The sequence below is a fragment of the Microbacterium sp. YJN-G genome (genome assembly GCF_015040615.1).
In the GTDB taxonomy this organism is placed as follows: Bacteria; Actinomycetota; Actinomycetes; order Actinomycetales; family Microbacteriaceae; genus Microbacterium.
Map to the genome: position 1 here is coordinate 621,514 of NZ_CP060402.1, position 23,324 is coordinate 644,837.

Annotated in this window: 17 protein-coding genes; 12 read left to right on the forward strand and 5 right to left on the reverse strand. The window is 69.8% G+C overall.

Annotated elements, in window-relative coordinates; translation table 11 throughout:
- The first annotated feature begins 80 nt into the window (after positions 1-80).
- The 11 genes from H7694_RS02960 to H7694_RS03010 all read left to right on the forward strand — a co-directional run bounded on the left by H7694_RS02960 (position 81) and on the right by H7694_RS03010 (position 15,298).
- The gene (locus H7694_RS02960) at positions 81-1,100 is read left to right on the forward strand and encodes a VOC family protein (RefSeq protein ID WP_193598063.1); all 1,020 of its coding nucleotides are present in this window, start codon (positions 81-83) and stop codon (positions 1,098-1,100) included.
- A gap of 91 nt (positions 1,101-1,191) precedes the next feature.
- Complete coding sequence (locus H7694_RS02965; protein ID WP_193598064.1) at positions 1,192-2,187, forward strand: fumarylacetoacetate hydrolase family protein; 996 nt, start codon at positions 1,192-1,194, stop codon at positions 2,185-2,187.
- Positions 2,184-3,176, forward strand: coding sequence for a cyclase family protein (locus tag H7694_RS02970; protein WP_193598065.1), 993 nt, complete (start codon positions 2,184-2,186; stop codon positions 3,174-3,176). Before H7694_RS02965 ends, H7694_RS02970 begins: the two co-directional genes overlap by 4 nt.
- A gap of 36 nt (positions 3,177-3,212) precedes the next feature.
- Positions 3,213-4,346 (forward strand): FAD-dependent oxidoreductase, encoded by a 1,134-nt coding sequence (locus tag H7694_RS02975; RefSeq protein WP_193598066.1) that lies wholly within the window; start codon positions 3,213-3,215, stop codon positions 4,344-4,346.
- Positions 4,343-5,347, forward strand: a complete 1,005-nt coding sequence (locus tag H7694_RS02980) for an amidohydrolase family protein (protein WP_193598067.1) — start codon at positions 4,343-4,345, stop codon at positions 5,345-5,347. The genes H7694_RS02975 and H7694_RS02980 overlap by 4 nt, the downstream gene beginning before the upstream one ends.
- Complete coding sequence (locus H7694_RS02985; protein ID WP_193598068.1) at positions 5,344-6,312, forward strand: fumarylacetoacetate hydrolase family protein; 969 nt, start codon at positions 5,344-5,346, stop codon at positions 6,310-6,312. The genes H7694_RS02980 and H7694_RS02985 overlap by 4 nt, the downstream gene beginning before the upstream one ends.
- A gap of 146 nt (positions 6,313-6,458) precedes the next feature.
- Entirely contained in the window at positions 6,459-7,946 is a 1,488-nt protein-coding gene (locus H7694_RS02990; RefSeq protein ID WP_227468257.1) for an MFS transporter, read from the forward strand.
- Between the two features lie 17 nt (positions 7,947-7,963).
- Positions 7,964-9,568 (forward strand): GMC oxidoreductase, encoded by a 1,605-nt coding sequence (locus H7694_RS02995; protein WP_193598070.1) that lies wholly within the window; start codon positions 7,964-7,966, stop codon positions 9,566-9,568.
- Between the two features lie 168 nt (positions 9,569-9,736).
- Positions 9,737-11,206 (forward strand): DUF3375 domain-containing protein, encoded by a 1,470-nt coding sequence (locus tag H7694_RS03000; RefSeq protein WP_193598071.1) that lies wholly within the window; start codon positions 9,737-9,739, stop codon positions 11,204-11,206.
- A complete protein-coding gene (locus H7694_RS03005; protein ID WP_193598072.1) occupies positions 11,199-11,957 on the forward strand; it encodes a DUF4194 domain-containing protein in 759 nt (252 codons plus the stop codon). The genes H7694_RS03000 and H7694_RS03005 overlap by 8 nt, the downstream gene beginning before the upstream one ends.
- Complete coding sequence (locus tag H7694_RS03010) at positions 11,954-15,298, forward strand: ATP-binding protein (RefSeq protein WP_193598073.1); 3,345 nt, start codon at positions 11,954-11,956, stop codon at positions 15,296-15,298. Before H7694_RS03005 ends, H7694_RS03010 begins: the two co-directional genes overlap by 4 nt.
- A gap of 97 nt (positions 15,299-15,395) precedes the next feature.
- Here H7694_RS03010 and H7694_RS03015 read toward each other — a convergent pair whose 3' ends face one another.
- Together H7694_RS03015 and H7694_RS03020 are read right to left on the reverse strand one after the other, a co-directional pair.
- Positions 15,396-16,805 carry an aspartate aminotransferase family protein gene (locus tag H7694_RS03015; protein ID WP_193598074.1) on the reverse strand — a complete coding sequence of 470 codons (1,410 nt, stop codon included), beginning with the start codon at positions 16,803-16,805 and terminating at the stop codon, positions 15,396-15,398.
- Positions 16,802-17,272: an Lrp/AsnC family transcriptional regulator gene (locus tag H7694_RS03020; protein ID WP_193598075.1), complete on the reverse strand. Its 471-nt coding sequence runs from the start codon at positions 17,270-17,272 to the stop codon at positions 16,802-16,804. Before H7694_RS03020 ends, H7694_RS03015 begins: the two co-directional genes overlap by 4 nt.
- A 107-nt stretch (positions 17,273-17,379) precedes the next feature.
- Between H7694_RS03020 and H7694_RS03025 the strand changes: the two genes are divergently transcribed.
- The gene (locus tag H7694_RS03025) at positions 17,380-18,735 is read left to right on the forward strand and encodes an NAD(P)/FAD-dependent oxidoreductase (protein WP_193598076.1); all 1,356 of its coding nucleotides are present in this window, start codon (positions 17,380-17,382) and stop codon (positions 18,733-18,735) included.
- A 79-nt stretch (positions 18,736-18,814) separates the two neighbouring features.
- On the opposite strand, the gene H7694_RS03030 is transcribed toward H7694_RS03025, so the two are convergent.
- From H7694_RS03030 to H7694_RS03040, 3 genes are read right to left on the reverse strand one after another with little or no spacing between them, the layout of a single operon-like run.
- Entirely contained in the window at positions 18,815-20,239 is a 1,425-nt protein-coding gene (locus H7694_RS03030) for a gamma-aminobutyraldehyde dehydrogenase (protein ID WP_193598077.1), read from the reverse strand.
- Positions 20,236-21,606, reverse strand: a complete 1,371-nt coding sequence (locus H7694_RS03035; RefSeq protein ID WP_193598078.1) for an aspartate aminotransferase family protein — start codon at positions 21,604-21,606, stop codon at positions 20,236-20,238. The genes H7694_RS03030 and H7694_RS03035 overlap by 4 nt, the downstream gene beginning before the upstream one ends.
- 7 nt (positions 21,607-21,613) lie before the next feature.
- Positions 21,614-23,182, reverse strand: coding sequence for a CoA-acylating methylmalonate-semialdehyde dehydrogenase (locus H7694_RS03040; RefSeq protein ID WP_193598079.1), 1,569 nt, complete (start codon positions 23,180-23,182; stop codon positions 21,614-21,616).
- Positions 23,183-23,324 lie beyond the last annotated feature (142 nt).

Consider the following 23,324-nt stretch of genomic DNA (forward strand, 5'->3'; position numbering starts at 1 on the left):
TATGGGATTCCTCGATATGCCCGACTTCGGCAAAAGTGGATGACGGGATCACCCCGCCGACTCACCGAAAGGGATCGAAGATGATCAAGCTGCTGTCACATCTGTCATATGTGGCCATCACGTCGCCGGATGTCGAGGCGTCCGTCGATTTCTACGTCGAACAGGTCGGCCTCACCGTCGTCGACCGCGTCGACGGTGCCGTCTACCTCCGCTGCTGGGGTGACTACTACGCGTACTCGGTCGTGGTGGTTCCGGGCGATGAGCCCGGCCTCGTCACGGCCGCGTGGCGCACGTCCAGCGCCGAAGCGCTCGAGGAGGCCGCCAGGCGGGTCGAGGCCACAGGCATCGAGGGGGAGTGGATCGACGTGCACGCCATCGGCCGTGCGTACCGGTTCACCGGCCCGTGGGGCCACACCCTCACGCTGCACTGGGACGTCACGCGTCACCACGACACCGAGGGCGACGCCGCCTCGATCTACCCCGACCGCCCCTCTCGTCGCAGCAAGGTCGCAGGTGCCCCGAGGCAGCTCGACCACGTCACGATCGCCACGAGCGACGTCGACGCGTTCGTGAAGTGGCACGTCGACGTGCTCGGGTTCCGCTTCATGGCGCGCACGCAGCTCGACGAGGCGCCGATCTCGGTGTTCTCCGTGCTCACGACCAATGAGAAGTCCCACGACCTCGGTGTCGTGCTCGATGGCTCCACCCGCGCCGGCCGCGTCAACCACTACGCGTTCTGGGTCGACACCCGCGAAGAGCTGCTCATCGCCGCCGACGTCCTCGGTGAGAACGGCTACCCGATCGAGTACGGCCCGTCGATCCACGGCATCGGCGAGCAGAACTTCCTCTACTACCGCGAGCCCTCCAGCCTGCGTATCGAGCTGAACACCGGTGGCTACCGCAACTACGTGCCCGACTGGGAGGCCAACACCTGGAAGCCGTCTCAGGGGTCCAACAACTTCTACCGCAACAGCGCGATGCCGATGTCGATGACCGAGTCGTTCCCGCCCGCGGACGGCCCGACGGCGACCGAGGAAGGCGTGCCGGAGGAGATCAAGGATGCCCTGCTGAACCCCTACGCCAAGCACGGCCAGGGCTGACGGAAGAGGGGGAGCGGGTCACGCTCCGCTCCTCCGCATCCCGCATCCCGAACCCGTACCTGCTTCGCACGATGGAGAGCGAGAACCAGTGATGACACTGCACGACCCGAGCGCCGGACTCGACGCACCCTTTGCGCTCGCCCGCTACCGCGACGGTGAGAGGATCCGACTCGGAGTGGTCGCGGGCGGCCGGATCCGATCGCTCGGAGCCGACGAGCTCGGCGCCGCCGATCTGAACGCATTCCTCGCGGCTCCCGACTGGGATCGCATCGGCGCGCTCGTCGCCGCGGACAGCTCGGCACCCGATCAAGAATGGATGCCACTGGCCGAGGTCGCCCTGACCGCACCCGTCGAGCCGAGGCAGGTTCTGCAGACCGGCGCGAACTACCGCCAGCACGTCATCGAGCTCGTGGCCGCGGGGCTCACGCAGAAGACGGATCGCACACCCGAGGAGGCGCGCGAGTTCGCCGCGCGGATGATGGACGAGCGGAAGGCCAACGGCGAACCGTACTTCTTCATCGGCCTCCCGGCGTGCGTGGTGGGTGATGACGTCCCGCTGACGCTACCGGGGTACAGCGAGGTGCACGACTGGGAGCTCGAACTCGCCGTGGTCATCGGACGCGAGGCGTTCCGTGTCTCACGCGAGGAAGCACTGAACCATGTCGCCGGCTACACCATCGTCAACGATGTGACCACGCGCGATCTGGTCTTCCGCCAGGACATGAAGGAGATCGGCACGGACTGGTACCGCGCGAAGAACGCCCCCGGCTTCCTGCCGACCGGACCGTTCCTGGTGCCGTCGCCTTTCGCCGACGGTTCCGACCTTCACGTGCGCCTCGAACTCAACGGCGACATCATGCAGGACGCCTCGACGCAGGATCTGCTGTTCGACATCCCTGCACTCATCTCCGGGGCCTCTCAGACCATGCCGCTGCTGCCGGGGGATCTGCTGCTGACGGGCAGCCCCGCAGGCAACGGCCAGCACTGGAAGAGGTTCCTGCGCGACGGCGACGTCATGACCGGTACCATCCAGGGGCTGGGCACGCAGCGCGTTCGCTGCATCGCGGAGAGCGAGGTGGAGGCATGACGAGCGAGAACCCGGCCGACCTCGACCGGAGCAGCCCCGAGAGTGAGATCGCCGCGCGGGCCGAGGCCTTCCGCAACTGGGGCCGGTGGGGCGAGGACGACCGCCTGGGCACACTCAACTTCATCGACGCAGCGAAGCGGGTCGAAGCCGCCGGCCTGGTCACCGCGGGCAGGGTCGTGTCGTTGTCGCAGTCCTTCGACATGAACGGCCCGCAGAAGGGCTGGCGTCGCAGGACCAACCCCGTGCACCTGATGATGGACACAGGGACGGATGCCGAGCGCGGGGCGCAGGGCTTCCCGCACGGCATCGGCGGGGCAGACGACCACATCTCCATGCCGCTGCAGTGCTCCACGCAGTGGGATGGGCTCGGGCACATCTTCGACCACGGTCGTGCGTGGAACGGCCGCCGTGCCGGCGACGTCGTCACCAGCGACGGTGACCTCGTCACCGGCATCGAGCATGCGGCATCCGTCATCGTCTCGCGTGGGGTCCTGCTCGACGTGGGCCGGCACCTCCGCCCGGCCACCGGAGAGCTCGAGGACGGCTACGCGATCACCGCGGCGGACCTGGATGCGACCATCGCGGCGCAGGGCTCGTCGAGCTGCGTCGGCCGCGGTGACATCGTGCTCGTTCGGACCGGACAGCTCACCCGCACGAGACGCGACGGCTGGGGCGACTACGCGGGCGGTCCCGCGCCAGGGCTCTCGCTCACCACAGCGGCCTGGCTGCACCGCACCGAGATCGCCGCGATCGCGACCGACACCTGGGGCTTCGAAGTGCGCCCCAACGAGTTCGATGCGGCGGCGTTCCAGCCGCTCCACCAGGTCGTGATCCCGAACATCGGGCTCACGATCGGAGAACTGTGGGATCTCGACGAGCTCGGCGCCGTCTGCGCCGAGCGCGGCGACTACGAGTTCCTGCTCTCCGCCGCCCCGCTGCCCATCACCGGTGCGGTGGGGTCTCCGATCAATCCCGTCGCCATCCTCTGACATCTCTCAACAGACCCAGAACAGGGAGGTTCTGACATGACCGCAGTGAACAAGGTCGCCATCGCCGGCGCCGGCGTGACCGGACTGGCCGCAGCGATCCAGCTGGCCAAGGCGGGCGTCGACGTCGACGTCTTCGAGGCGAAGCCCGAGCTCAGCGCGCTGGGCTCCGGCATCTCGCTGCAGGGCAACGCCCTGCGCGTGTTCGACGCGCTCGGCGCGTGGGACGACATCCGCGCGGCGGGATACCCCTTCGAGGGCCTCAACCTGCGCGCCCCGGGACCGGGAGCGCCGATCGTGGCAGAGCTGCCCGACGTCAAGACCGGAGGTCCGGACTATCCGGCGGCGATGGGGATGCCGCGCCCCGAGCTCGCCCGGATCCTTCTCGATCATGCGCAGCGTGCCGGCGCCGACGTGCGGTTCGGTGTGCGGGTGACCGGCGTCGAACAGCACGCCGACACGGTGTGGGTCTCGTCCGACGATGCGGTGCTCGGCACCTACGGCCTGCTGATCGGAGCCGACGGTCTGAACTCGGCGGTGCGGGAGCTCATCGGCATCGAAACGAAGCCCGAGCCGACCGGTATGGGCATCTGGCGCTCCTTCGTGTCACGCCCGTCCGAGGTCGTGCGCAGCGAGCTGTACTACGGAGGGCCGGTCTACATCGCCGGGTACACACCCACCGGCGAGGACACGATGTACGCGTTCCTCGTCGAGAAGGCGCAGCACCGCTTCTCGGTGAGCGATGAGGAGGCCACCCGGATCATGCTCGAGGAGTCGCGCGCGTACGACGGGCCCTGGAACGCGATCCGTGCCGACCTCGAGAACGGCGCGCATGCGAACTACACGTGGTTCACCAAGCATCTCGTGTCGGAGCCGTGGAACCGCGGCCGGGTCGTGATCCTCGGTGATGCCGCGCACAGCTGCCCGCCGACCATCGCCCAGGGCGCCGCCCAGGGGCTGGAGGACGCCCTCGTGCTCACTGAGCTGCTCACCGGGCGCGACGCCGTCGAGGCGTCGCTGTGGGACGAGTTCCACGCCCGCCGTCTGCCGCGTGCGAAGGCCGTGGTCGAGGCCTCGGTGCAACTGGGGCAGTGGCAGATCGACGGCGATCGCGACGCCGACGCCGGAGGCCTGATCTTCGGCATCGCGCAGCAGATGGCACAGCCGGCATGATCACCGACGTCCACGCCCATCTGCTGCTGCCTGCGCTCCATGCCGAGGTCGAGCGCCGAGTGCCCGGACTGGTCGCCGAGGCCGCCGAACTCGAGCGGCGCCGCAACGGGGCTGAGAGCCTCGCGGCCTCCGGGGCGATGATCGGCGCGCGCATCCCGAAGCTCACCCAGGTGGGAGCGCGCCTGTCCGCGATGGACGCCGTCGGGGTCGATCGTCAGTGGGTCAGCGTCTCCCCGAACCACTTCTATCCGTGGGCGCCCGAGGGTCTTGCGGTGTGGGTGGCACTGGAGACGAACCGCCTGATCGCGGCGCACGTCGCCGAGGCGCCCAAGCGGCTCACCGGGCTCGGCGTCGTGCCTCTGCAGCATCCCGAGCGCATCGTCGAGTGCCTCGATGACGCGGTTCTCGGACGCGGGCTGGCCGGGGTGGAGATCTCATCGTTCGCCGGTGACGTCGAGCTGTCCGACGAACGACTCGAGCCCTTCTGGGCACGTGCCGAGGAACTCGGCGCCGTGGTGTTCCTGCATCCTTTCGGGTGCAGCCTGGACGAGCGGCTGGACCGGTTCTATCTCTCGAACACGGTCGGTCAGCCCGCTGAGAACGCGGTCGCCCTCTCACACCTCATCTTCGCCGGGGTGCTCGATCGGTACCCGTCGCTCAAGATCGTCGCCGCGCACGGCGGCGGCTACCTGCCGTTCGCGATCGGCCGTTCCGATCGCGCGTGGCGGGTGCGTCCCGAAGCGCAGCGCTGTGAACACGCCCCGTCGACGTATCTGCGCAGGCTGTGGTTCGACACCGTCGTGCACGACGCCGCCGCCGTGCAGCACCTCGTGGAGATCGCCGGAGCGTCGCAGATCGTGCTCGGAAGTGACTTCCCGTTCGACATGGGCATCGACGACCCGGTCTCGCTCGTGCGCACCGCGGATCTTCCCGAAGACGTCTCGCAGCGCATTCTGTCCGGCAACGCGGACGCGCTCCTGCAGACCACGGTGCGCGCATGAGGATCGCACGCTGGACGAAGAACGGCGAGGTCGGTGAGGGGTTCGTCATCGACGAACGCGTCGTGTCCTTCCCTGACGGGCAGACGGTCGCAGACATCCTGGCGGGAGGGCTGGATGCCGCCCACGCGGCATTCGCGCGCGTCGGCACCGAGCCCGGCACCGCGCTGGAGGAGGTGCGCCTGCTCGCACCCCTCGTGCCGGCGGCGGTGCGTGACTTCGTGGCGTTCGAAGAGCACGTCGAAGGGGTGAGCGCCTCGGTCGACGGTCGCAGCGAGGTCGTGCCCGAGTGGTACCAGGCGCCGACCTTCTACTTCACCAATCCGCACACCATCCTCGGTCCCGGCGAGCCGGTATCACCGCCTGTGACCGAGCGACTCGATTTCGAACTCGAGGTCGCCGTGGTGCTGGGCAGTGCGCCGGGAATCGGCGATGCCAATCTGACTGCGGGGCAGGCCGCATCGCGCATCTTCGGCTACACGATCATGAACGACTGGTCCGCGCGCGACATCCAGTCGCGCGAGATGAAGGTGAAGCTCGGCCCTGCGAAGGGCAAGGACTTCGGCACCAGCCTGGGGCCGTGGATCGTGACCGCCGACGAACTCGCTCCGTACCTCGACGACGATGGGTTCCTGGCGGTCCGTGCGGAGGTGTGGGTCAACAGCGAGCTCGTCGGGGAGGACCTCGTCTCGAACATGGGCTGGCCGTTCGCCGAGCTCGTCGCGTATGCATCGCGCAATGCGCGGGTTGTCCCCGGTGATGTGCTCGGCAGCGGCACTGTCGGCAACGGCGGCTGCCTCGGTGAGCTGTGGGGCAGAGGGTCGGCGATAGCGCCGTTGCGTGAGGGCGACGTGGTGCGCATGGTCGTCGAGGGCATCGGCGAGCTCGCAGCGACGGTGGGGACCCCGGTGACGGCGCCTGCGCTTCCGGCAGCGCGTCCCCGCTCGCGAGCCCGCCGGCGCAGCTGAATTCTTTAGTTGTTTTTCGACGAAAGAATGATTAGAATTGACAGTGACGTCGGGGCCACAGCGGCCCGATCCCTGAGGTGAAGTCGCCCAGGGGCACACCCCGTCGCGTCGATCGCCCGGTCGTACGGGTCAGAACGCGTATGAGCATGTCACCGTGGAGGCTGCGCCTCCTTATCGTCTCCCTCCTCACCGTCGCGATCCTCGGAGCGCTCGATCACACGATCGTGTCGACCTCGTTGGCGACCGTCGCCGGAGAGCTCGGCGCCCTCGCCCAGATGGGCTGGGTGGTGGTCGGCTACATGCTGGCCAGCACCATGCTGCTGCCGGTGATCGGCAAGCTCGGCGACGCCGTCGGGCCGCGTGGTGTGTTCCTGACCTCGCTCGTGCTCTTCCTCGTCGCCTCGCTCACCTGCGGGTTCGCGCAGGACATGCCGCAGCTGATCGCCGCTCGGATCGTGCAGGGGATGAGCTCAGCGGGCCTGCAGCTCATGTCGCAGACCATCGTCGCCCGCGTGACCACGCCGCGTGAGCGGCCCCGGTACCTCGCCATCATCGGCGCCGCGTTCCCTGTCGCGATCCTCGTCGGCCCCGTGCTCGGCGGGCTCATCACCGACTACTGGGGGTGGCAGTGGGTGTTCTGGATCAACATCCCCTTCGGCGTCGGCGCACTCCTCCTCGCGCTGGTCGCGGTGCCCCGCCTGCCAGGGTTCGGCCGGCGTCCGTTCGATGTCGCGGGCTCCGTCGCGTTCGCGGTCGCCATGGTCGCGCTGGTGCTCGCGGTCACCTGGGTCGGCGACCCCGTGCGGGCCGCAGCATCCGTCACCGCATTCGCCGTGACGATCGTGGCGCTCGCCGCGTTCTTCCTCATCGAGCTGCGCGCGCGTGAGCCCCTCATCCCGCTGCGGCTCTTCTCGAACCCGACGATCGCCGCCGGTGCCGCACTCTCGGCCATCATCGGAATCGGGCTCTTCTCCATCACCGCGTATCTGCCCACGTACTTCCAGATGGCCTACCGCACGAGCGCCACCGTGTCGGGACTCGTCCCGATCGCGACCGTGTTCGGGATGCTCGTGAGCAACCTCGCGACCGGGTGGCTGGTGAGCCGCACGGGGCACTACCGCATCTACTGCATCGCCGGTCCGGTGGTCAGCGCGGCGGGGCTCATCGTGATGGCGGCACTACCGGTCGGGCTGCCGCTGTGGGTGCCGATGGTCGTCATGGCACTCGTCGGAATGGGCACGGGTGCCTTCATGAGCCTCGTCATCGCCATCGTGCAGAGCGCGGCGCCGGCCCGTGACACCGGCAGCATGACGGCCACGGTCAATCTCGTCCGCCAGGTCGGAGCGACCGTCGCCACCGCGATCATCGGCGGTGTCATCGGCTTCGGGGTCGCGGGTCTGCTGCCGGCGTCGCTCGACGCCGCGACCCTCACCCCGCAGTTCGTGCATTCGGCGTCGGAGGCCGTGCAGGCCGCGGTCGCCGGGATCTACCGCGACGTCTTCGCCCCTGTCTTCGCGTCGCTCGCCGTCGCCTACGTCGCCGGCGTCATCGCCGCAGTTATGCTCCCCGCCGGCCGGCTCGCCGATGAGCCCGAGTCGGCAGCCGCCCCCAGCACCGAACCGCTCAACGCGTGACCAGAAGAGGTACTCCCATGTCGCACACACCCACCGTCGCCATCGTCGGCAGCGGACCGATCGGCTCCGCCTACGCCCGCGTGATCCTCGAATCGAACCCCGGCGCGCGCGTCGTCATGTTCGAAGCCGGGCCGCAGCTGACCGCCGTACCCGGCGAGAGCGTCCGCAACATCGCCGACCCGGATGCGAAGGCCCGGGCGCGCGAGATGTCGCAGGGCCCCCAGTCGGGGGCGTTCCGCGAGAGCCTCGGCATTCCCGCCGGCGTCGTCGTGGAAGGCATGTTCACCGCACGCCAGGGAACGCACCTGCTCGATTTCGGCGGGCCCGGTTCGGCCCACGCACCGAGCTTCCCCGCCGCAGCGGCCGCGACGAACGTCGGCGGCCAGGGAGCGCACTGGACGTGCGCGATTCCCCGCCCAGCGTTCAGCGAGAAGATCGGCTTCATCGCCGACGACGAGTGGGAGGAGCTGATCGAGGCCGCCGAGGCGCTGCTGCACGCGCAGAGCGACGCCTTCTCCGATTCGCCCATCGGCTCCGCCATCCGCTCGGTGCTGCACGATGAGTTCGGTGACGAGCTGCCGGCCGGGTACGGCGTGGGGACACTCCCGGTCGCGGGGGATCCCCAGCCCGACGGGTCGATGGTGTGGGCCGGGGCCGACACGGTGCTCGGGCCGCTCATCGAAGACGGGACGCCCGAGTCGGCGCGATTCGAGCTGCGCGACCTCGCGCTGGTACGGCGGATCGAGCACGAGAAGGGAGAGGTCACCGGGCTCACGGTCGAGGACCTGCGGACGAGAGAGGTCGGGTTCTTCCCGGCTGATGCCGTGGTCGTCGCGGCCGATGCGTTCCGCTCTCCGCAGCTGCTGTGGGCCAGCGGCATCCGTCCCCGCGCCCTCGGGCGCTACCTCACCGAGCACCACGTCGTCATCACGACCATCGCACTCGACGACACGCGCATGAGCGGGCTGGTCTCCGATGACGAGTTCTCGGCAGAGCTCGCCCGACGGGCGCAGAACGCAGCCGATCCCGTCGCCGCGGTGAACCGCATCCCGTTCTCCGAGCCGGACCACCCCTTCTCGCTCCAGGTGATGTACGCCGAGAACCCTCCGTTCCAGCTCGACCCCTCTCATCCGTCCGCCGGAAACCGCTGGGGGTACGTGAACATGGGCTACGGCGTGCGCAAGCATCCGCGGTTCGAGGACAGCGTCACGTTCGACGACGGCGAACTCGACTACCGCGGCTTCCCGAACATGACCATCGAGTACGCGCTGACAGACGCGGAGCAGCCTGAGATCGAGGAGGCGACCGCCCGCCTCCGCCGTGCAGGAGCGGCCCTCGGCGCGTTCGTCGCCGAACCGCGTCTGCTGCCCAACGGCTCGAGCCTGCACTACATGGGCACGATGCGGATGGGGGCCGACGACGACGGCACCTCGGTGGCCGACCCGTGGTCCCGCGTGTGGGGCTACGACAACCTCATCGTCGGAGGCAACGCCCTCATCCCCACGGCCAACACCATGAACCCCACGCTCATGAGCGTCGCCATCGCGGTGCGAGGGGCCCGGCGCATCGCCGAGCAGCTGGCGGAGCGGGCGGCCGAGCGGACGGAGGAGCTGGCCCGCTGAGGGGTTCGCCGCCCGTCGAGACTTGCCATCCAGCACGAGACTTCCTCCAGGAAGCAAAGCCTCGTGCTGGAAGAGAAGTCTCGCGGCTGCCGGGCGGCTGCCCGACGGCTGCAGGCACGGGCCAGGGCGGCGCAGGAGGCTGCCGCCCCGGCCGATAAACTGGAGCGTGTGACTGGCGCGCGTGCCGAGGCGGCATACTCTCGCTCCCTCGCGGCTTTCCGTACGCCGACGCTGGGGCTGCTTCACGGTCGGCAGGCGCCGTTCGTCATCGCCGCGCTGTCGATGCTGTTCTCCGCTGACCGGCCCTCGGTTCCCGTCGCCGACGCGCATGCCGAGGTCGCCGAGGCGCTCGATGAGCTGCGCGCGGCGGGGTACGACGATGAGGACCGCCGCATCCCGACCGGCACTGGACGCGAGGTGTGCCGCAACTGGGCGAAGCAGGGCTGGCTGGTGCAGCAGATCGACGATGACGTCGAGGTGTACCGGCTCTCGGCCCACGCGGTCGAGGCGCTCGAGATCACCGGACGAACCGGTGGCGGGCGCACGCGCGTGTCGAACTCCCGCGTGCGCACCCTGCTCGAGGCCGTCGAGCGCCTGGCCGATGAGGCCGAGGCCGATCCGGTCAAGCGCATCGCGCGGCTGACCGCCGAGCGTGACGTCCTCGACGCCGAGATCCTGCGCGTGCAGGCGCACGGCACGGTTCCCGTCGACGACGAGGAGCTCTACGAGGAGGCCGAGAACATCCTGCACCTGGCTCGCGAGCTGCCCGCCGACTTCACCCGCGTCGCCGAGTCGCTCAAGGCCATGCAGCGCGATGTGGTCGCGCACCTGCGCCGCGACGAGCGCCCCACCGGCGAGGTGCTGCGCGAGTACCTGCAGCGTGCGAAGGATGTCATGCAGTCCACCCCCGAGGGTCGGGCTTTCGCCGGAGCGCTGCGCCTGATCGGCGATCCCGAGCGCATCGATGCGCTCGCCGAGCAGCTGCACGATCTGCTCGCGCATCCGTTCGCCCGGTTCCTCGACGGAGGGCAGCGGGCGGAGTTCGACGCGATCGGACGCCGGGTCGAGCTCGGGGTGGAAGAGGTGCTCGCCGCGCAGCGTCGCGCCTCGCACGTGATCACCGGTCAGGTGAAGACGCACGACCCGCTGCGCGACCGGCAGATCGACGATCTGCTGCGCGACGTCATCTCGGGCCTGCACCAGTGGGCCCAGACCGCTCCGGCGAACGCCGCGGTCGACCCGGTGCGCAGCCTGCCGCTGATCGACCTGGGGCGTCTCCGCCAGACGGCCGGCGATGTGCGCCCGCCGGGCGCCCCGGCGCCGCTGACGGATGCCGAGGACGTCGAGTACCTCGAGACCGACTCGCGCTCGTGGGGCGGACCGCGCTACGCCGAGCTCGAGGCGTACGTCGCGGGGCTGGGGGAGCGGTTCGACCTGGGTGAGGCGTTCGGCGACGCCCCCGACGACACCCGGCGGCCGGTGGATCTGGTGGGCCTGCTCGAGATCGCCCACCGCAACGGCATGGATGAGACCGACGGTCTGTCGACCGTCGAGACCTTGCGCCCGGATGGCACGACCAGACGCTTCGCGTTCGTCTCGGTCACCGCCCACGCGGCGAAGGAGGAAGACGATGACTGACACGACGTTCGCGCCTGAGACGGCGACGGGGATCGAGATCGAGAACGCAACGGATCAGGATGCCGCGACCGACGCGCCGTTCATCGCCCCCGTCGCGATGGAGGACGACCCCGACGAGCTCTTCCCCGGCGACCGCGGCACCCTCGACCCCGAGGTGCGGCGGGTGCTGGTGCACGTGCTGCAGCGCCGCTTCCTCAGCGCCGACAGCCGCGCCGAGTGGGCGCTGCTGCTCGAGCACCAGCAGATCATCGAGTCGCGTATGCACGACCTGTACCTGCGCCTCATCGTCGATCTCGGTCGCGGCCTGGCGTACAAGCAGCAGGTGCGCTCCGACGAGTTCGAGGTGCCGATCCTGCTCAAGGACGCCCCGTACAACCGCACCGAGACGCTCGTGCTCGTGCACCTGCGCACGGTGTTCCAGCGCGAGTCGGCGGCGGGCGGGACTGCGCCGCGCATCGACATCGAAGACGTCGAGCAGACGGTGCTCAGCTACCTGACCGATGCCGACGGCAGCACCGCCCGGCAGCAGAAGGCCATCCGTGCGGCGCTCGACCGGCTCGACCGCGAGGGCGTCATCGACGAGGAATCGGCCGGACGCTACCGGATCAGCCCGCTGGTCGAGGTGGTACTCAGTGCCGAGAAGCTCGCCGAGCTGCGTGCCTGGCTGCGCCAGCAGGCGCCCGGCCAGCAGGCGCGTGACGCGCAGCACGGCGACCAGGAGGACGGCGACCAGCAGGAGGACGCCTCATGACGATGCTCGACACGCTCTTCGGGCTGATCCCCGCCGAATCCCGCGGCCAGCAGTGGGTCGCCGAAGACCTGCAGCTGGTGAACTGGGGCGGCTACGACGGCGGGCCCCACCGGGTGCGGTTCTCGCCGCACGCGACGCTGCTGTGCGGTGGTTCGGGCTCGGGTAAATCCACGCTGATGGATGCCTACATCGCCCTGATGATGCCGCACACCACCCCGTTCAACGGCGCCTCGAACGGCGGCATCACCGGCCGCCCGCGCGGTGACGAGCAGCGCAACATCCTCTCGTACGGCCGTGGCAAGATCGACGAGTCGCGTACCGAAGAGGGCACCAGGCTGCGCGTGCTGCGCGGCGACGGTGAGGACACCTGGACCGCCATCGCGATGACCTGGCTCGACCATGACGGTTCGCGGTTCACGGCACTGCGCGCCTGGTACATCCCCGCGGGCGCCCGCATCCTCGAAGACACCGTGCGCGTGCGCGCCACCGCTGACGGCTTCTTCGACCTCGCCCGCCTGGAGGAGGCGGCCGGGCAGCGCCTCGCCGACTCGGCGCTGCGTGCCATGGGCCTTGAGACCCTCGGCACCGACCGCGAGTTCTCGGCCCGCCTGCACGCCGTGCTCGGCATCGGCGCGGCAGGATCGGGGGCGAAGGCGATGAGCCTGCTCGCCCGCATCCAGGCCGGTCAGCAGATCACCACGGTCGACGACCTGTACAAGCGTCTGGTGCTCGAGGAGCCCGAGACCATGGCGACGGCGGATGCTGTCGTGGCGCATTTCGACGAGCTCGAGAGCACCCGCACCAGCATGATCACCGCCCGCCAGCAGGTGAACGCGCTGGAGCCGATCCGCGGAATCAGGGAGAGGATCGCGGCCGCAGCCGAACAGGTGCGGCTGATCGACGAGGTCGGTGACTTCGCCGACACGGCATCCCGCGCCGCTCTGTGGCGTGCGCAGCGCCGCCTCGATCTGCTGCGCGAGGTCGAGACCGAGCTGGGCGAGCGCAAGCGGATGCTCGATGCCGGCATCCGCGAGAAGAAGGCGCTGGTCGATGCCGCCGAGGTCGAGCGCGACGGCCTGCTCGATGTGCTGCGGCAGTCCGGTGGCGACCGCCTCGAGACCGCGCAGCGCGAGCTTCGTGCGGTCGAGCGGCGCCTGACGGACGTGCGTCGCGAGCGCGACCGGGTGGATGCCGTACTGGCGGAGCTCGGACTGTCCGCCGCGACCGCCGAGGAGTTCGCGGCGGTCGTCGCGGAAGCCCGCGCGGTGCAGAGCGAGGGCACCGCGCGCCGTGCCGCGCGTGCGGCTTTTGCGGATGCCGAGACCGCGCGGCGCTCGCTGATGCGCCGCCGCGGCGAGCTCGACGCGGAGCGCGAGAAGGCGGATGCCGTGCACGGCAGCATCCCGTCGGCCCTGCACGAGGCGCGGATGCTGCTGGCGCGGGCCGCCGGTCTCACCGCCGACGATCTGCCGTTCGTCGGAGAGCTGGTCGAGGTGCGCACGGAGTTCGAGCCGTGGCGTGAGGCGTTCAACCTCGCGCTCGGCGGCTTCGCCACGACGCTGCTCATCGACGCCGCGAACGTCGCCGCGTTCCGCGCGGCCATCGACCAGGTGCGCACACCCGTCCGGCTGCGGTACGAGGGCGTGCACACCGGACTCGCGACGTCGTCCGCCGCGGACGGACGGACGCTGCCAGGGCGACTGGACTTCCGGCCCACCCCGTTCACGGGCTGGCTGCAGCAGCGGCTCGACGAGCGCTTCGGTTTCGTGTGCGTGGACTCCTCCACGCAGCTGTCCGCGCATTCGATGGCGCTGACGATCACCGGCCAGATGTCACAGGGCAACCGCGGAGCGCACGGCGGTCACGGACGCGAGAACGTGCTGGGCTTCTCGAACGAGCGCCGCCTGCACGATCTCGAGGAGCAGCTCGAGCAGCTCGACGCGCAGATCGTCGCCGCGACGGATGCCGCGGACGCCGCCGAAGGCGCGATGGACGCGATCGAGAACCGGCTCACCGCGTTCGCGAAGATCCAGGACATCACCTGGGAGCAGATCGACGTCGAGGCGCTCTCGCAGGAGTTCGAGCGCTGGGCATCCGTCGAGGCCGAGGTGACCGGTGCGAACCCCGAGATCGCGCAGCTGAAGCACCAGGCCGAGAGCCTCAGGCTCACGGCATCCGCTCTGCGCGATGAGATCGGCGCCCTGAGCGCGCAGCGCGATCAGGTCGCCGAGCGCTGGGGCGATGTGACCGACGACGTCGATGACTGCCAGCGGGTGGTGGATGCCGCTGACGGCATGGAGCTGGATGCCGGGCAGACGGCGTTCCTCGACGAGCGGTTCATCCTGGCGGATTCGGATGAGGATGCCGCGAGCGACAGGCTCGCCCGGCTGGACGTCGCGCTGAAGACGGCCGCGGCGCGGCTCGCGGGCGACCGGCGCGCGGCATCCGAGGCGCATGACGAGCAGCGCGAGCGGATGCGGCAGCTGATGGCCTCGTTCCTGGAGCGCTGGCCGAACCTGAACCTGCTGCCCGACCCGGACGAGTCCGTCGACGAGTTCGAGGGCATCCTCGAGGCGCTGCGCACCAGCGGGCTGCACGAGCTCGAACGCGAGTGGCGCGACAGCCTGCTCGGGCTCTCCGGCAACGACCTGACCAGCCTCGACTCGACGCTGAGCCGCTCGGTGCGCGAGATCAGGGAACGCATCGAGCCGATCAACGCCATCATGCGCGAACTGCCGTTCTACGACGACGCCCACCGGTTGCAGATCACCCCGCGCGAGAGCCAGTCCGAGGCGCGACGGAGGTTCCGCCGCGACCTGCGCGAGGTGCGCGGGCTGATCGAGGCGGCGTCCACCGACGACGAGCGCGAGAACGCGTACCGGCGGATGAGCCGGCTGATCGGGCGGATGCGCCGCTCAGCGCCAGACTTCGCCGAGCTGATCGACGTGCGCAACCACGTGCGGGTCTCGGCCGAGCGGGTGCTCGCCGCGACCGGCGAGCACGTCGCGCTGTACGACCACATCGGCGAGAAGTCCGGTGGCGAGTCGCAGGAGCTGGTCGCGTTCATCGTCGGCGCCGCGCTGCGGTATCAGCTGGGGGATGCCGGGGCCGAACGCCCGCGTTACGCGCCGGTGTTCATGGACGAGGCGCTGATCAAGGCTGACGCGCACTTCACCAAGCGCGCGATCGGCGCGTGGCGGGGCCTGGGCTTCCAACTGGTGATCGGCGCGCCGAACGACAAGTACAGCGCCATCGAGCCGCACGTCGATGTGGAGTACACGATCCTGAAGGACACCCGCGGCCGTTCCTGGGCCAAGCCCAAGGTCGCCGTCGGCGCGTAGCCCCCACCGCCCACACAGTTCGCGGGTCCCGAACGGCTGCCTCGATGAGGGCTGAGGCAGCCGAACGGGACCCGCGAACCGAGAAGCGGTCAGTGTGTCAGAGCCGCGTCCACGCCTCGGTGAGCACGCCGCGCAGGATCTGCTCGATCTCGTCGAACTCGCGCTGCCCGATCGTCAGTGGCGGCGCGAGCTGGATGACGGGGTCTCCCCGGTCGTCGGCGCGGCAGTACAGGCCCGCGTCGAACAGCGCCTTGGAGAGGAACCCGCGCAGCAGCCGCTCGGACTCGTCGCCGTCGAAGGTCTCCTTCGTGGTCTTGTCCTTGACCAGCTCGATGCCGAAGAAGTACCCGTCGCCGCGCACGTCGCCGACGATCGGCAGGTCGGTGAGCTTCTCGAGCGTCGAGCGGAACGCGGGGGAGTTCTCGCGCACGTTCTGCAGCAGCCCCTCCTCCTCGTAGATGTCGAGGTTCTCGAGCGCCACGGCCGCCGCGACAGGATGCCCGCCGAAGGTGTACCCGTGCGGGAACGACTCCTGCCCGTGCGCGAACGGCTCGTAGATCCGGTCGCTGACGATCGTGCCGCCCAGCGGCGCGTACCCGCTGGTCGCGGCCTTGGCGAAGGTGATCATGTCGGGCTGGTAGCCATATGCCTCGCAGGCGAAGTACTCGCCGATGCGCCCGAACGCGCAGATCACCTCGTCAGAGACGAGCAGCACGTCGTACTTGTCGCAGATCTCGCGGACGCGCTTGAAGTATCCGGGAGGCGGCGGGAAGCATCCACCCGAGTTCTGCACCGGCTCGAGGAACACCGCCGCGACCGTCTCGGGGCCCTCGAACTGGATCATCTCCTCGATGCGGTTCGCCGCCCACAGGCCGAACTCCTCGGCGCTGCCGCCGGGGAAGCCCATCTCATCGGCACGGTAGTAGTTGGTGTTCGGTACGCGGAAGCCACCGGGGGTGACCGGCTCGAACATCGCCTTCATGTCGGGCAGACCGGTGATCGCCAGAGCGCCCTGGGTGGTGCCGTGATAGGCGATGAACCGCGAGATCACCTTGTGCTTGGTGGGCCTGCCCTGCATCTTCCAGTAGTGCTTGGCGAGCTTGAACGCGGTCTCGACCGCCTCGCCGCCGCCGGTGGAGAAGAAGACGTGGTTCAGGTCGCCCGGGGCGAGGTCGGCGAGCCGGTCGGCCAGCTCGATCGCGGCCGGGTGCGCGTACGACCAGATGGGGAAGAACGCGAGCTGCTCGGACTGGCGCGCCGCGGCCTCGGCGAGACGGCGCCGGCCGTGCCCGGCGTTGACGACGAACAGGCCCGAGAGTCCGTCGATGTACCGGCGGCCCTGCGAGTCCCAGATGTGGTGGCCCTCGCCCTTGACGATGATGGGCACGCCGGGGCCCTCGGTCATCACGGACTGCCTGGCGAAGTGCATCCAGAGGTGGTCGCGTGCCATCTGCTGCAGATCGGCGTCGCTGCGGATCGCGGCCGTGGTGGCGGGTGCGGAGTTCATCGTGTCCCCCAGTCGTAGAGCTGTTTGTGGAGTTTGAGATAGACGAACGTCTCGGTCGAGACGACGCCGTCGAGGCCGCGGATGTCGCGGTTGAGGATGCCGATCAGCTCGTCGTCACTGGTACAGACCACTTCGGCGAGCAGGTCGAAGGAGCCGGCCGTCATGACGACGTAGCTGACGCTGGGAAGTTCTGCCAGGGCGTCGGCGACGACGCTGACGTCGCCGGTGACCTTGATGCCGATCATGGCCTGGCGGGCGAAGCCGAGCTGCATCGGGTCGGTGACCGCGACGATCTGCATCACGCCGCTGTCGACGAGACGCTGCACGCGCTGCCGGGTCGCGGCCTCGCTGAGCCCGACCGAGCGGCCGATGTCGGCATAGGAGCGGCGGCCGTCGGCCTGCAGCTGCTCGATGATCGCCTTCGACGTGTCGTCGAGAGCGATCGCCGTGCGGTTGGTTCCGGGCATCACTGCACCTCCTGTTTGTGACGATATCAGCGGTTCAAGTCTTCCTGCAAGAAGGATTCCGCACCTAAGATTGTTACAGACAACGAAATCCGAAGAAGGAGTGGTGGATGCTCAACGGCGAGGTGTCCTTCTGGTGGCAGCAGATCGGCAGGCCGGCGGCCCGCCCGGCCCTGCCGGGCGACATCGACGTCGATGTCGCCATCGTCGGCGCCGGATACACCGGCCTGTGGGCCGCGTACTACCTGCGAAAGCATGACCCGTCGGTGCGCGTCGCGGTGATCGAGGCGCGGTTTGCCGGCTTCGGGGCATCCGGTCGCAACGGCGGCTGGCTGACCAACACCGTCACCGGCGGCCGCGAACGGTACGGCCGCGACGGCGGCATCCGGCAGCAGGCGGCGCTGAACGACGCGGTCGACGAGGTGATCCGGGTGGCGGATGCCGAGGGCATCGACGCCGACATCGCCAAGGGCGGCGAGCTGAACGTCGCCTACACGCCCGCCCAGCTCGGGCGGATGCGCCGGTTCGCGGCGGCCGAGGCCGACTGGCCGGGCGCCGACCTCACCGAGTTGTCGCCGGACGAGACCCGGGAACGGGTCGGCGTCGCGAATCCGCTGGGTGCCGTATGGCATCCGCACTGCGCGCGCGTGCACCCCGCCAAGCTCGTGCGCGGCCTCGCTGAGGCTGTCGAGCGGGCCGGCGCGACCATCTACGAGAACACCCGGGCGCTGTCGATCGAGCAGGGCAGGGTCGAGACCGACCGGGGCGTCGTGCGTGCGGCGCACGTGCTGCGGGCGACCGAGGGGTTCACGGCGAACCTGCGCGGCGAGCACCGCACCTGGCTGCCGATGAACTCCTCGCTGATCGTCACCGATCCGCTGCCCGCGCACGCCTGGGACGAGATCGGCTGGACGCACGCCGACACCCTCGGCGACATGGCGCACGTGTACACCTACGCGCAACGCACCGCCGACGGCCGCATCGCCTTCGGCGGACGCGGGGTGCCCTACAGCTACGGCTCGCACGTCGACACCGACGGCCGCACCCAGGAGCGCACGGTCGCCGCGCTCACCGAACTGCTGCACCGGGCCTTCCCGGCATCCTCCGGCGCCCCGATCGCGCATGCGTGGTCGGGTGTGCTCGGGGTGCCGCGCGACTGGGCGGCATCCGTCGGTCACGATCGCGCGACCGGCCTCGGCTGGGCGGGCGGCTACGTCGGCACCGGCGTGACCGCCACCAACCTCGCCGGCCGCACCCTCGCCGATCTCGTACTCGGCCGCGACACCGACCTCGTGCACCTGCCGTGGGTGGGCCACCGGGTGCGGCGCTGGGAGATCGAGCCGCTGCGCTGGCTCGCGGTCAAGGCGATCTACACCGCCTACGGTCTCGCCGACCGGCAGGAAGCGGGTGGGCGGGCGACGACGTCGCCGATCGCCCGGCTCGCCGACCTCGTCTCCGGGCACTGAACCCCAGGACACCGCCGACACAGCACAAGACCGCCGCGCCTCGTGGTCGCGGCGGTCTTCTGCGTCGATCGAGCCGGGCCTACTCCAGGCTCGACATCACATGCTTGAGGCGCGTGTAGTCCTCGAACCCGTAGACCGACAGATCCTTGCCGTACCCGGACTGCTTGAACCCGCCGTGCGGCATGTCCGACACGAAGGGGATGTGCGCGTTCACCCAGACGCACCCGAAGTCCAGCGCACGGGTCATCCGCATCGCGGTGGCGTGCTCGGTCGTCCAGGTCGAGGCGGCCAGTGCGTACGGCACCCCGTTGGCGAGCTCCACCGCCTCGTTCTCCGTCTCGAACGGCTGCACCGTGAGCACCGGGCCGAACACCTCGTTCTGCACGACCTCATCGTCCTGGCGGACGCCCGTCACGACGGTCGGCTCGAAGAAGCATCCGGTCTCGCCCTGGCGCCGTCCGCCGGTCTCGACCCGCGCGTGTTCCGGCAGTCGTTCGACGAACCCCGCCACGCGCTCGAGCTGGGCGGGGTTGTTCAGCGGGCCGTAGAACGCGCCCGAGTCGGGCGCGCCGGTGCGGATCTCGGCCTCGACGTGCGCGACGAGGGTGCGCACGAACTCGTCGTGCACCGAGGAGTGCACGAGCACCCGGGTCGCCGCGGTGCAGTCCTGCCCGGCGTTGAAGAACGCCGCCTCGGCGATGCCGCGTGCGGCACGCTGCAGGTCGGCATCCGCGAAGATCACCGCCGGCGCCTTGCCGCCGAGTTCGAGATGCACGCGCTTGAGCTGCTTCGACGCCGACTCGGCCACCGCCTGGCCCGCGCGCACCGAGCCGGTGATCGCCACCAGCTGGGGCACCGGATGCTCGGTCAGAAGAGCGCCGGTGGTGCGGTCGCCGAGCACCACGTTGAACACGCCCGCCGGCAGGATCCCGGCGGCCAGCTCTGCGAGCCGCACCGTCGTCGACGGGGTGGTCTCGCTGGGCTTGAGCACGATCGTGTTGCCCGCGGCCAGCGCCGGGCCGATCTTCCAGATCGCCATGTTCAGCGGATAGTTCCATGGCGTCACCTGCGCGACGACGCCGATCGGCTCGCGGCGCACGTACGAGGTGAAGCCCTCGGCGTACTCCGCCGCCGCACGGCCGTTCAGCTCGCGCGCGGCCCCCGCGAAGAACCGCAGCTGGTCGACGGACTGCTCGATCTCGTCGGAGACCAGCGTCGCGCGTGGCTTGCCGGTGTCACGCGATTCGAGATCGGCGAACTCCTCGGCGTGCTCGGCCAGCGCATCGGCGAGGCGGAACAGCGCCAGCTGGCGCTGCGCCGGGGTCGCGTCGCGCCAGGCCGGGAACGCGCGGGATGCCGCGGCGAACGCGGCATCGACCTCGGCGGCCGTCGAGATCGGCGCCTGCCCGTAGACCTCGCCGGTCGACGGGTCGATGAGGTCGAGCAGCTCACCGTCGGATGCCGTGGGCCGGCCGTCGATGATGTTCTGCAGCACGGCCGTCATGATGCGTGCTCGTCGGCCACGTGCAGGGCGTTGTCGATGGCATCCAGCCCACGCACCAGCTCTTCCTCGGAGATCACCAGGGGAGGGGCAACGTGCAGGCGGTTGAAGTGTGTGAACGGCCAGACGCCGGCCTTCTTGCACGCCGCGGCGACGGCGGCGACGGGTGCCGCTGCGGCGCCCGAGGCGTTGAACGGCACGAGCGGCTCGCGGGTGGTGCGGTCGCGCACCAGCTCGATCGCCCAGAACAGCCCCATGCCACGCACCTCGCCCACCGACCGGTGGCGGCGGGCGATCTCACGCAGCCGCGGCTCGACCACGCGGGTGCCGAGGTCGCGGACGCGCTCGAGGATGCCGTCGCGCTCGAACACCTCGAAGGTCGCCACGCCCGCGGCGCACGCCAGCGGGTGCCCCGAATAGGTGAGCCCGCCCGGGAAGGGCACGGTGTCGAAGTGCGCGGCGATGCGGTCGGAGATGACCACGCCGCCCAGGGGCACGTAGCCGGAGTTCACGCCCTTGGCGAAGGTGATCAGGTCGGGCACGACGTCGAACGCCTGGAAGGCGAACCACTCGCCGACCCGGCCGAAGCCGACCATCACCTCGTCGGCGATGTACACGATGCCGTACCGGTCGCACAGCTCGCGCACCCCGGCGAGGTAACCGGACGGCGGGACGAGCACGCCGTTGGTGCCCACGATCGACTCGATGATGATCGCGGCGATCGTCGACGCACCCTCGAGCACGATCGTCTGCTCGAGATGCTCGAGCGCGCGGGCGGTCTCCTGCTCGGGAGAGGTGGAGTGGAACGGCGAGCGGTACGGGTAGGGGCCGAAGAAGTGCGCCACCGAGCCGTCTCCGGGCTCGTTCGCCCAGCGCCGCGGGTCGCCGGTCAGGGTGATGGCGGTCGAGGTGCTGCCGTGGTAGCTGCGGTACATCGACAGCACCTTGCGGCGGCCGGTGTAGGCGCGTGCCATGCGCACGGCGTTCTCGTTGGCATCCGCGCCGCCGTTGGTGAAGAACACCTTCGAGAAGCCGTCGGGGGAGACCTCGCTGATGCGCCGGGCGAGTTCGCCGCGCACATCGTTGGCCATCGCCGGCTGGATGGTCGCCAGGCGCCCGGCCTGCCGCTGGATCGCCTCGACGAGGTCGGGATGCTGGTGCCCGAGGTTCAGATTCACCAGCTGACTCGAGAAGTCGAGGTAGCTGTTGCCGGCATAGTCCCAGAACGTCGCGCCCTCGCCGCCGGCGATCGGCAGCGGGTCGATGAGCGCCTGCGCGCTCCAGGAGTGGAAGACGTGCCCGCGGTCGTCGGCGCGCACGGCGGCGTCGGCGGAGAGATCGACGGCGGTGGAGGTGAGCGTGTCGGTCATGATGATCTCAATCGTTCTGCGGGAATCCGAGGTTGATGCCGCCGTGCGAGGCGGGGTCGAGCCAGCGCGCGGTGATCGCCTTCTCGCGGGTGAAGAAGTCGAAGCCGTGCGTGCCGTAGGCCTTCGCATCGCCGAACAGCGAGCTCTTCCACCCGCCGAACGAGTGGTACGCGACGGGCACCGGGATCGGCACGTTGATGCCGATCATGCCCACCTGCACCTCCGACTGGAATCGGCGGGCGGCGCCGCCGTCGTTGGTGAAGATCGCGGTGCCGTTGCCGAAGCGACCGGAGTTGATCAGGTCGAGCCCCTCCTGGAAGGTGCCCACCCGCACGATCGAGAGCACCGGCCCGAAGATCTCCTCGGTGTAGGCGCGCGAGTCGGTCGGGATGCGGTCGATCAGCGTCGGCCCGAACCAGAAGCCGTCCTCGTGGCCGTCGACCGCGCAGTCGCGCCCGTCGACGACGATCTCGGCGCCGTCGGCCTCGGCGATGTCGACGTAGCCCGAGACCTTGTCGCGATGCGCGGCGGAGATCAGCGGGCCCATGTCGGGCTCGCCCTCATCACCCCCGGCGCCGTTGCCGACCCGCAGTCGGGCGATGCGCTCCTGGATCTTGACCGACAGGGCATCGGCGATGCCGTCGACGGCGAGCACGACCGACACGGCCATGCAGCGCTCGCCGGCCGCGCCGTAGCCGGCGTTGATGGCCTGGTCGGCGACGAGGTCGAGGTCGGCGTCGGGCAGCACCAGCATGTGGTTCTTCGCGCCGCCGAGTGCCTGCACGCGCTTGCCGGTGCGCGATGCCTCTTCGTAGATGTACTGGGCGATGGGGGTCGATCCGACGAACGAGACCGACTGCACGGCATCCGACTGCAGCAGTCCGTCGACGGCAGCCTTGTCGCCCTGCAACACCGTGAACGCGCCGTCGGGAAGGCCGGCCTCCTGCCAGAGCCGGGCCAGCCACAGCGCCGCAGACGGGTCCTTCTCGCTGGGCTTGAGCACCACGGCGTTGCCTGCGGCGAGGGCGATGGGGAAGAACCACAGCGGCACCATCGCCGGGAAGTTGAACGGCGAGATGATCGCCGTGACGCCCAGCGGCTGACGCACCGTGTAGACGTCGATGTCGGTGGAGACGTTCTCGCTGAAGCCGCCCTTCAGCAGCGCGGGGAAGCCGCAGGCGAGGTCGACGACCTCGAGACCGCGGGCGATCTCGCCCATCGCATCCGAGAGCACCTTGCCGTGCTCGGCGGTGATGATCTCGGCCAGCTCGCGACGGCGGCTGTTGAGCAGCTCGCGGAAGGCGAACATCACCTGCTGGCGCTTGGCGATCGAGTATCGGCTCCAGGTGTCGAAGCCACGCTGCGCGGACGCGAGGGCGGCGGCGATGTCATCCTCGTCGGCGAGGGCGACGTCGGCGGTGACCCGGCCGGTGGCCGGGTTGAACACCGGTGCCGTCCGTCCGCCCGGTGCGGCGTGCAGTGCGCCGTCGATCCAGTGTCCGATCAGGGTGCGGGGTTCGGCCGCCGAGTCGGCGGACTCGGTCTGCTCGGTCTGCACAGCCTGCACAGTAGTCATGGGCGTCCTTTCGGCGAGTGCGACACTGCCGTCGATCGGACAGATCGACCGGGGCCGCCAGGTTGGAGTGTTCCCCAGTTTTGCAGGGCTCAACGAGCGACCGAAGGGGCTGACCGTCGCGAAGTTGCGACCGGATCGGACG

Excerpts from the sequence above, each read along its gene's own strand:
- H7694_RS02970 (WP_193598065.1), top strand. The coding sequence starts at position 2,184 with ATGACGAGCGAGAACCCGGCCGACCTCGACCGGAGCAGCCCCGAGAGT.
- H7694_RS03040 (WP_193598079.1), bottom strand. The coding sequence starts at position 23,182 with ATGACTACTGTGCAGGCTGTGCAGACCGAGCAGACCGAGTCCGCCGAC.
- H7694_RS03015 (WP_193598074.1), bottom strand. The coding sequence starts at position 16,805 with ATGAACTCCGCACCCGCCACCACGGCCGCGATCCGCAGCGACGCCGAT.
- H7694_RS03025 (WP_193598076.1), top strand. The coding sequence starts at position 17,380 with ATGCTCAACGGCGAGGTGTCCTTCTGGTGGCAGCAGATCGGCAGGCCG.
- H7694_RS03030 (WP_193598077.1), bottom strand. The coding sequence starts at position 20,239 with ATGACGGCCGTGCTGCAGAACATCATCGACGGCCGGCCCACGGCATCC.
- H7694_RS02960 (WP_193598063.1), top strand. The coding sequence starts at position 81 with ATGATCAAGCTGCTGTCACATCTGTCATATGTGGCCATCACGTCGCCG.
- H7694_RS03005 (WP_193598072.1), top strand. The coding sequence starts at position 11,199 with ATGACTGACACGACGTTCGCGCCTGAGACGGCGACGGGGATCGAGATC.
- H7694_RS02995 (WP_193598070.1), top strand. The coding sequence starts at position 7,964 with ATGTCGCACACACCCACCGTCGCCATCGTCGGCAGCGGACCGATCGGC.
- H7694_RS03020 (WP_193598075.1), bottom strand. The coding sequence starts at position 17,272 with ATGCCCGGAACCAACCGCACGGCGATCGCTCTCGACGACACGTCGAAG.
- H7694_RS02990 (WP_227468257.1), top strand. The coding sequence starts at position 6,459 with ATGTCACCGTGGAGGCTGCGCCTCCTTATCGTCTCCCTCCTCACCGTC.
- H7694_RS02980 (WP_193598067.1), top strand. The coding sequence starts at position 4,343 with ATGATCACCGACGTCCACGCCCATCTGCTGCTGCCTGCGCTCCATGCC.
- H7694_RS03035 (WP_193598078.1), bottom strand. The coding sequence starts at position 21,606 with ATGACCGACACGCTCACCTCCACCGCCGTCGATCTCTCCGCCGACGCC.
- H7694_RS03010 (WP_193598073.1), top strand. The coding sequence starts at position 11,954 with ATGACGATGCTCGACACGCTCTTCGGGCTGATCCCCGCCGAATCCCGC.
- H7694_RS02985 (WP_193598068.1), top strand. The coding sequence starts at position 5,344 with ATGAGGATCGCACGCTGGACGAAGAACGGCGAGGTCGGTGAGGGGTTC.
- H7694_RS02965 (WP_193598064.1), top strand. The coding sequence starts at position 1,192 with ATGACACTGCACGACCCGAGCGCCGGACTCGACGCACCCTTTGCGCTC.
- H7694_RS02975 (WP_193598066.1), top strand. The coding sequence starts at position 3,213 with ATGACCGCAGTGAACAAGGTCGCCATCGCCGGCGCCGGCGTGACCGGA.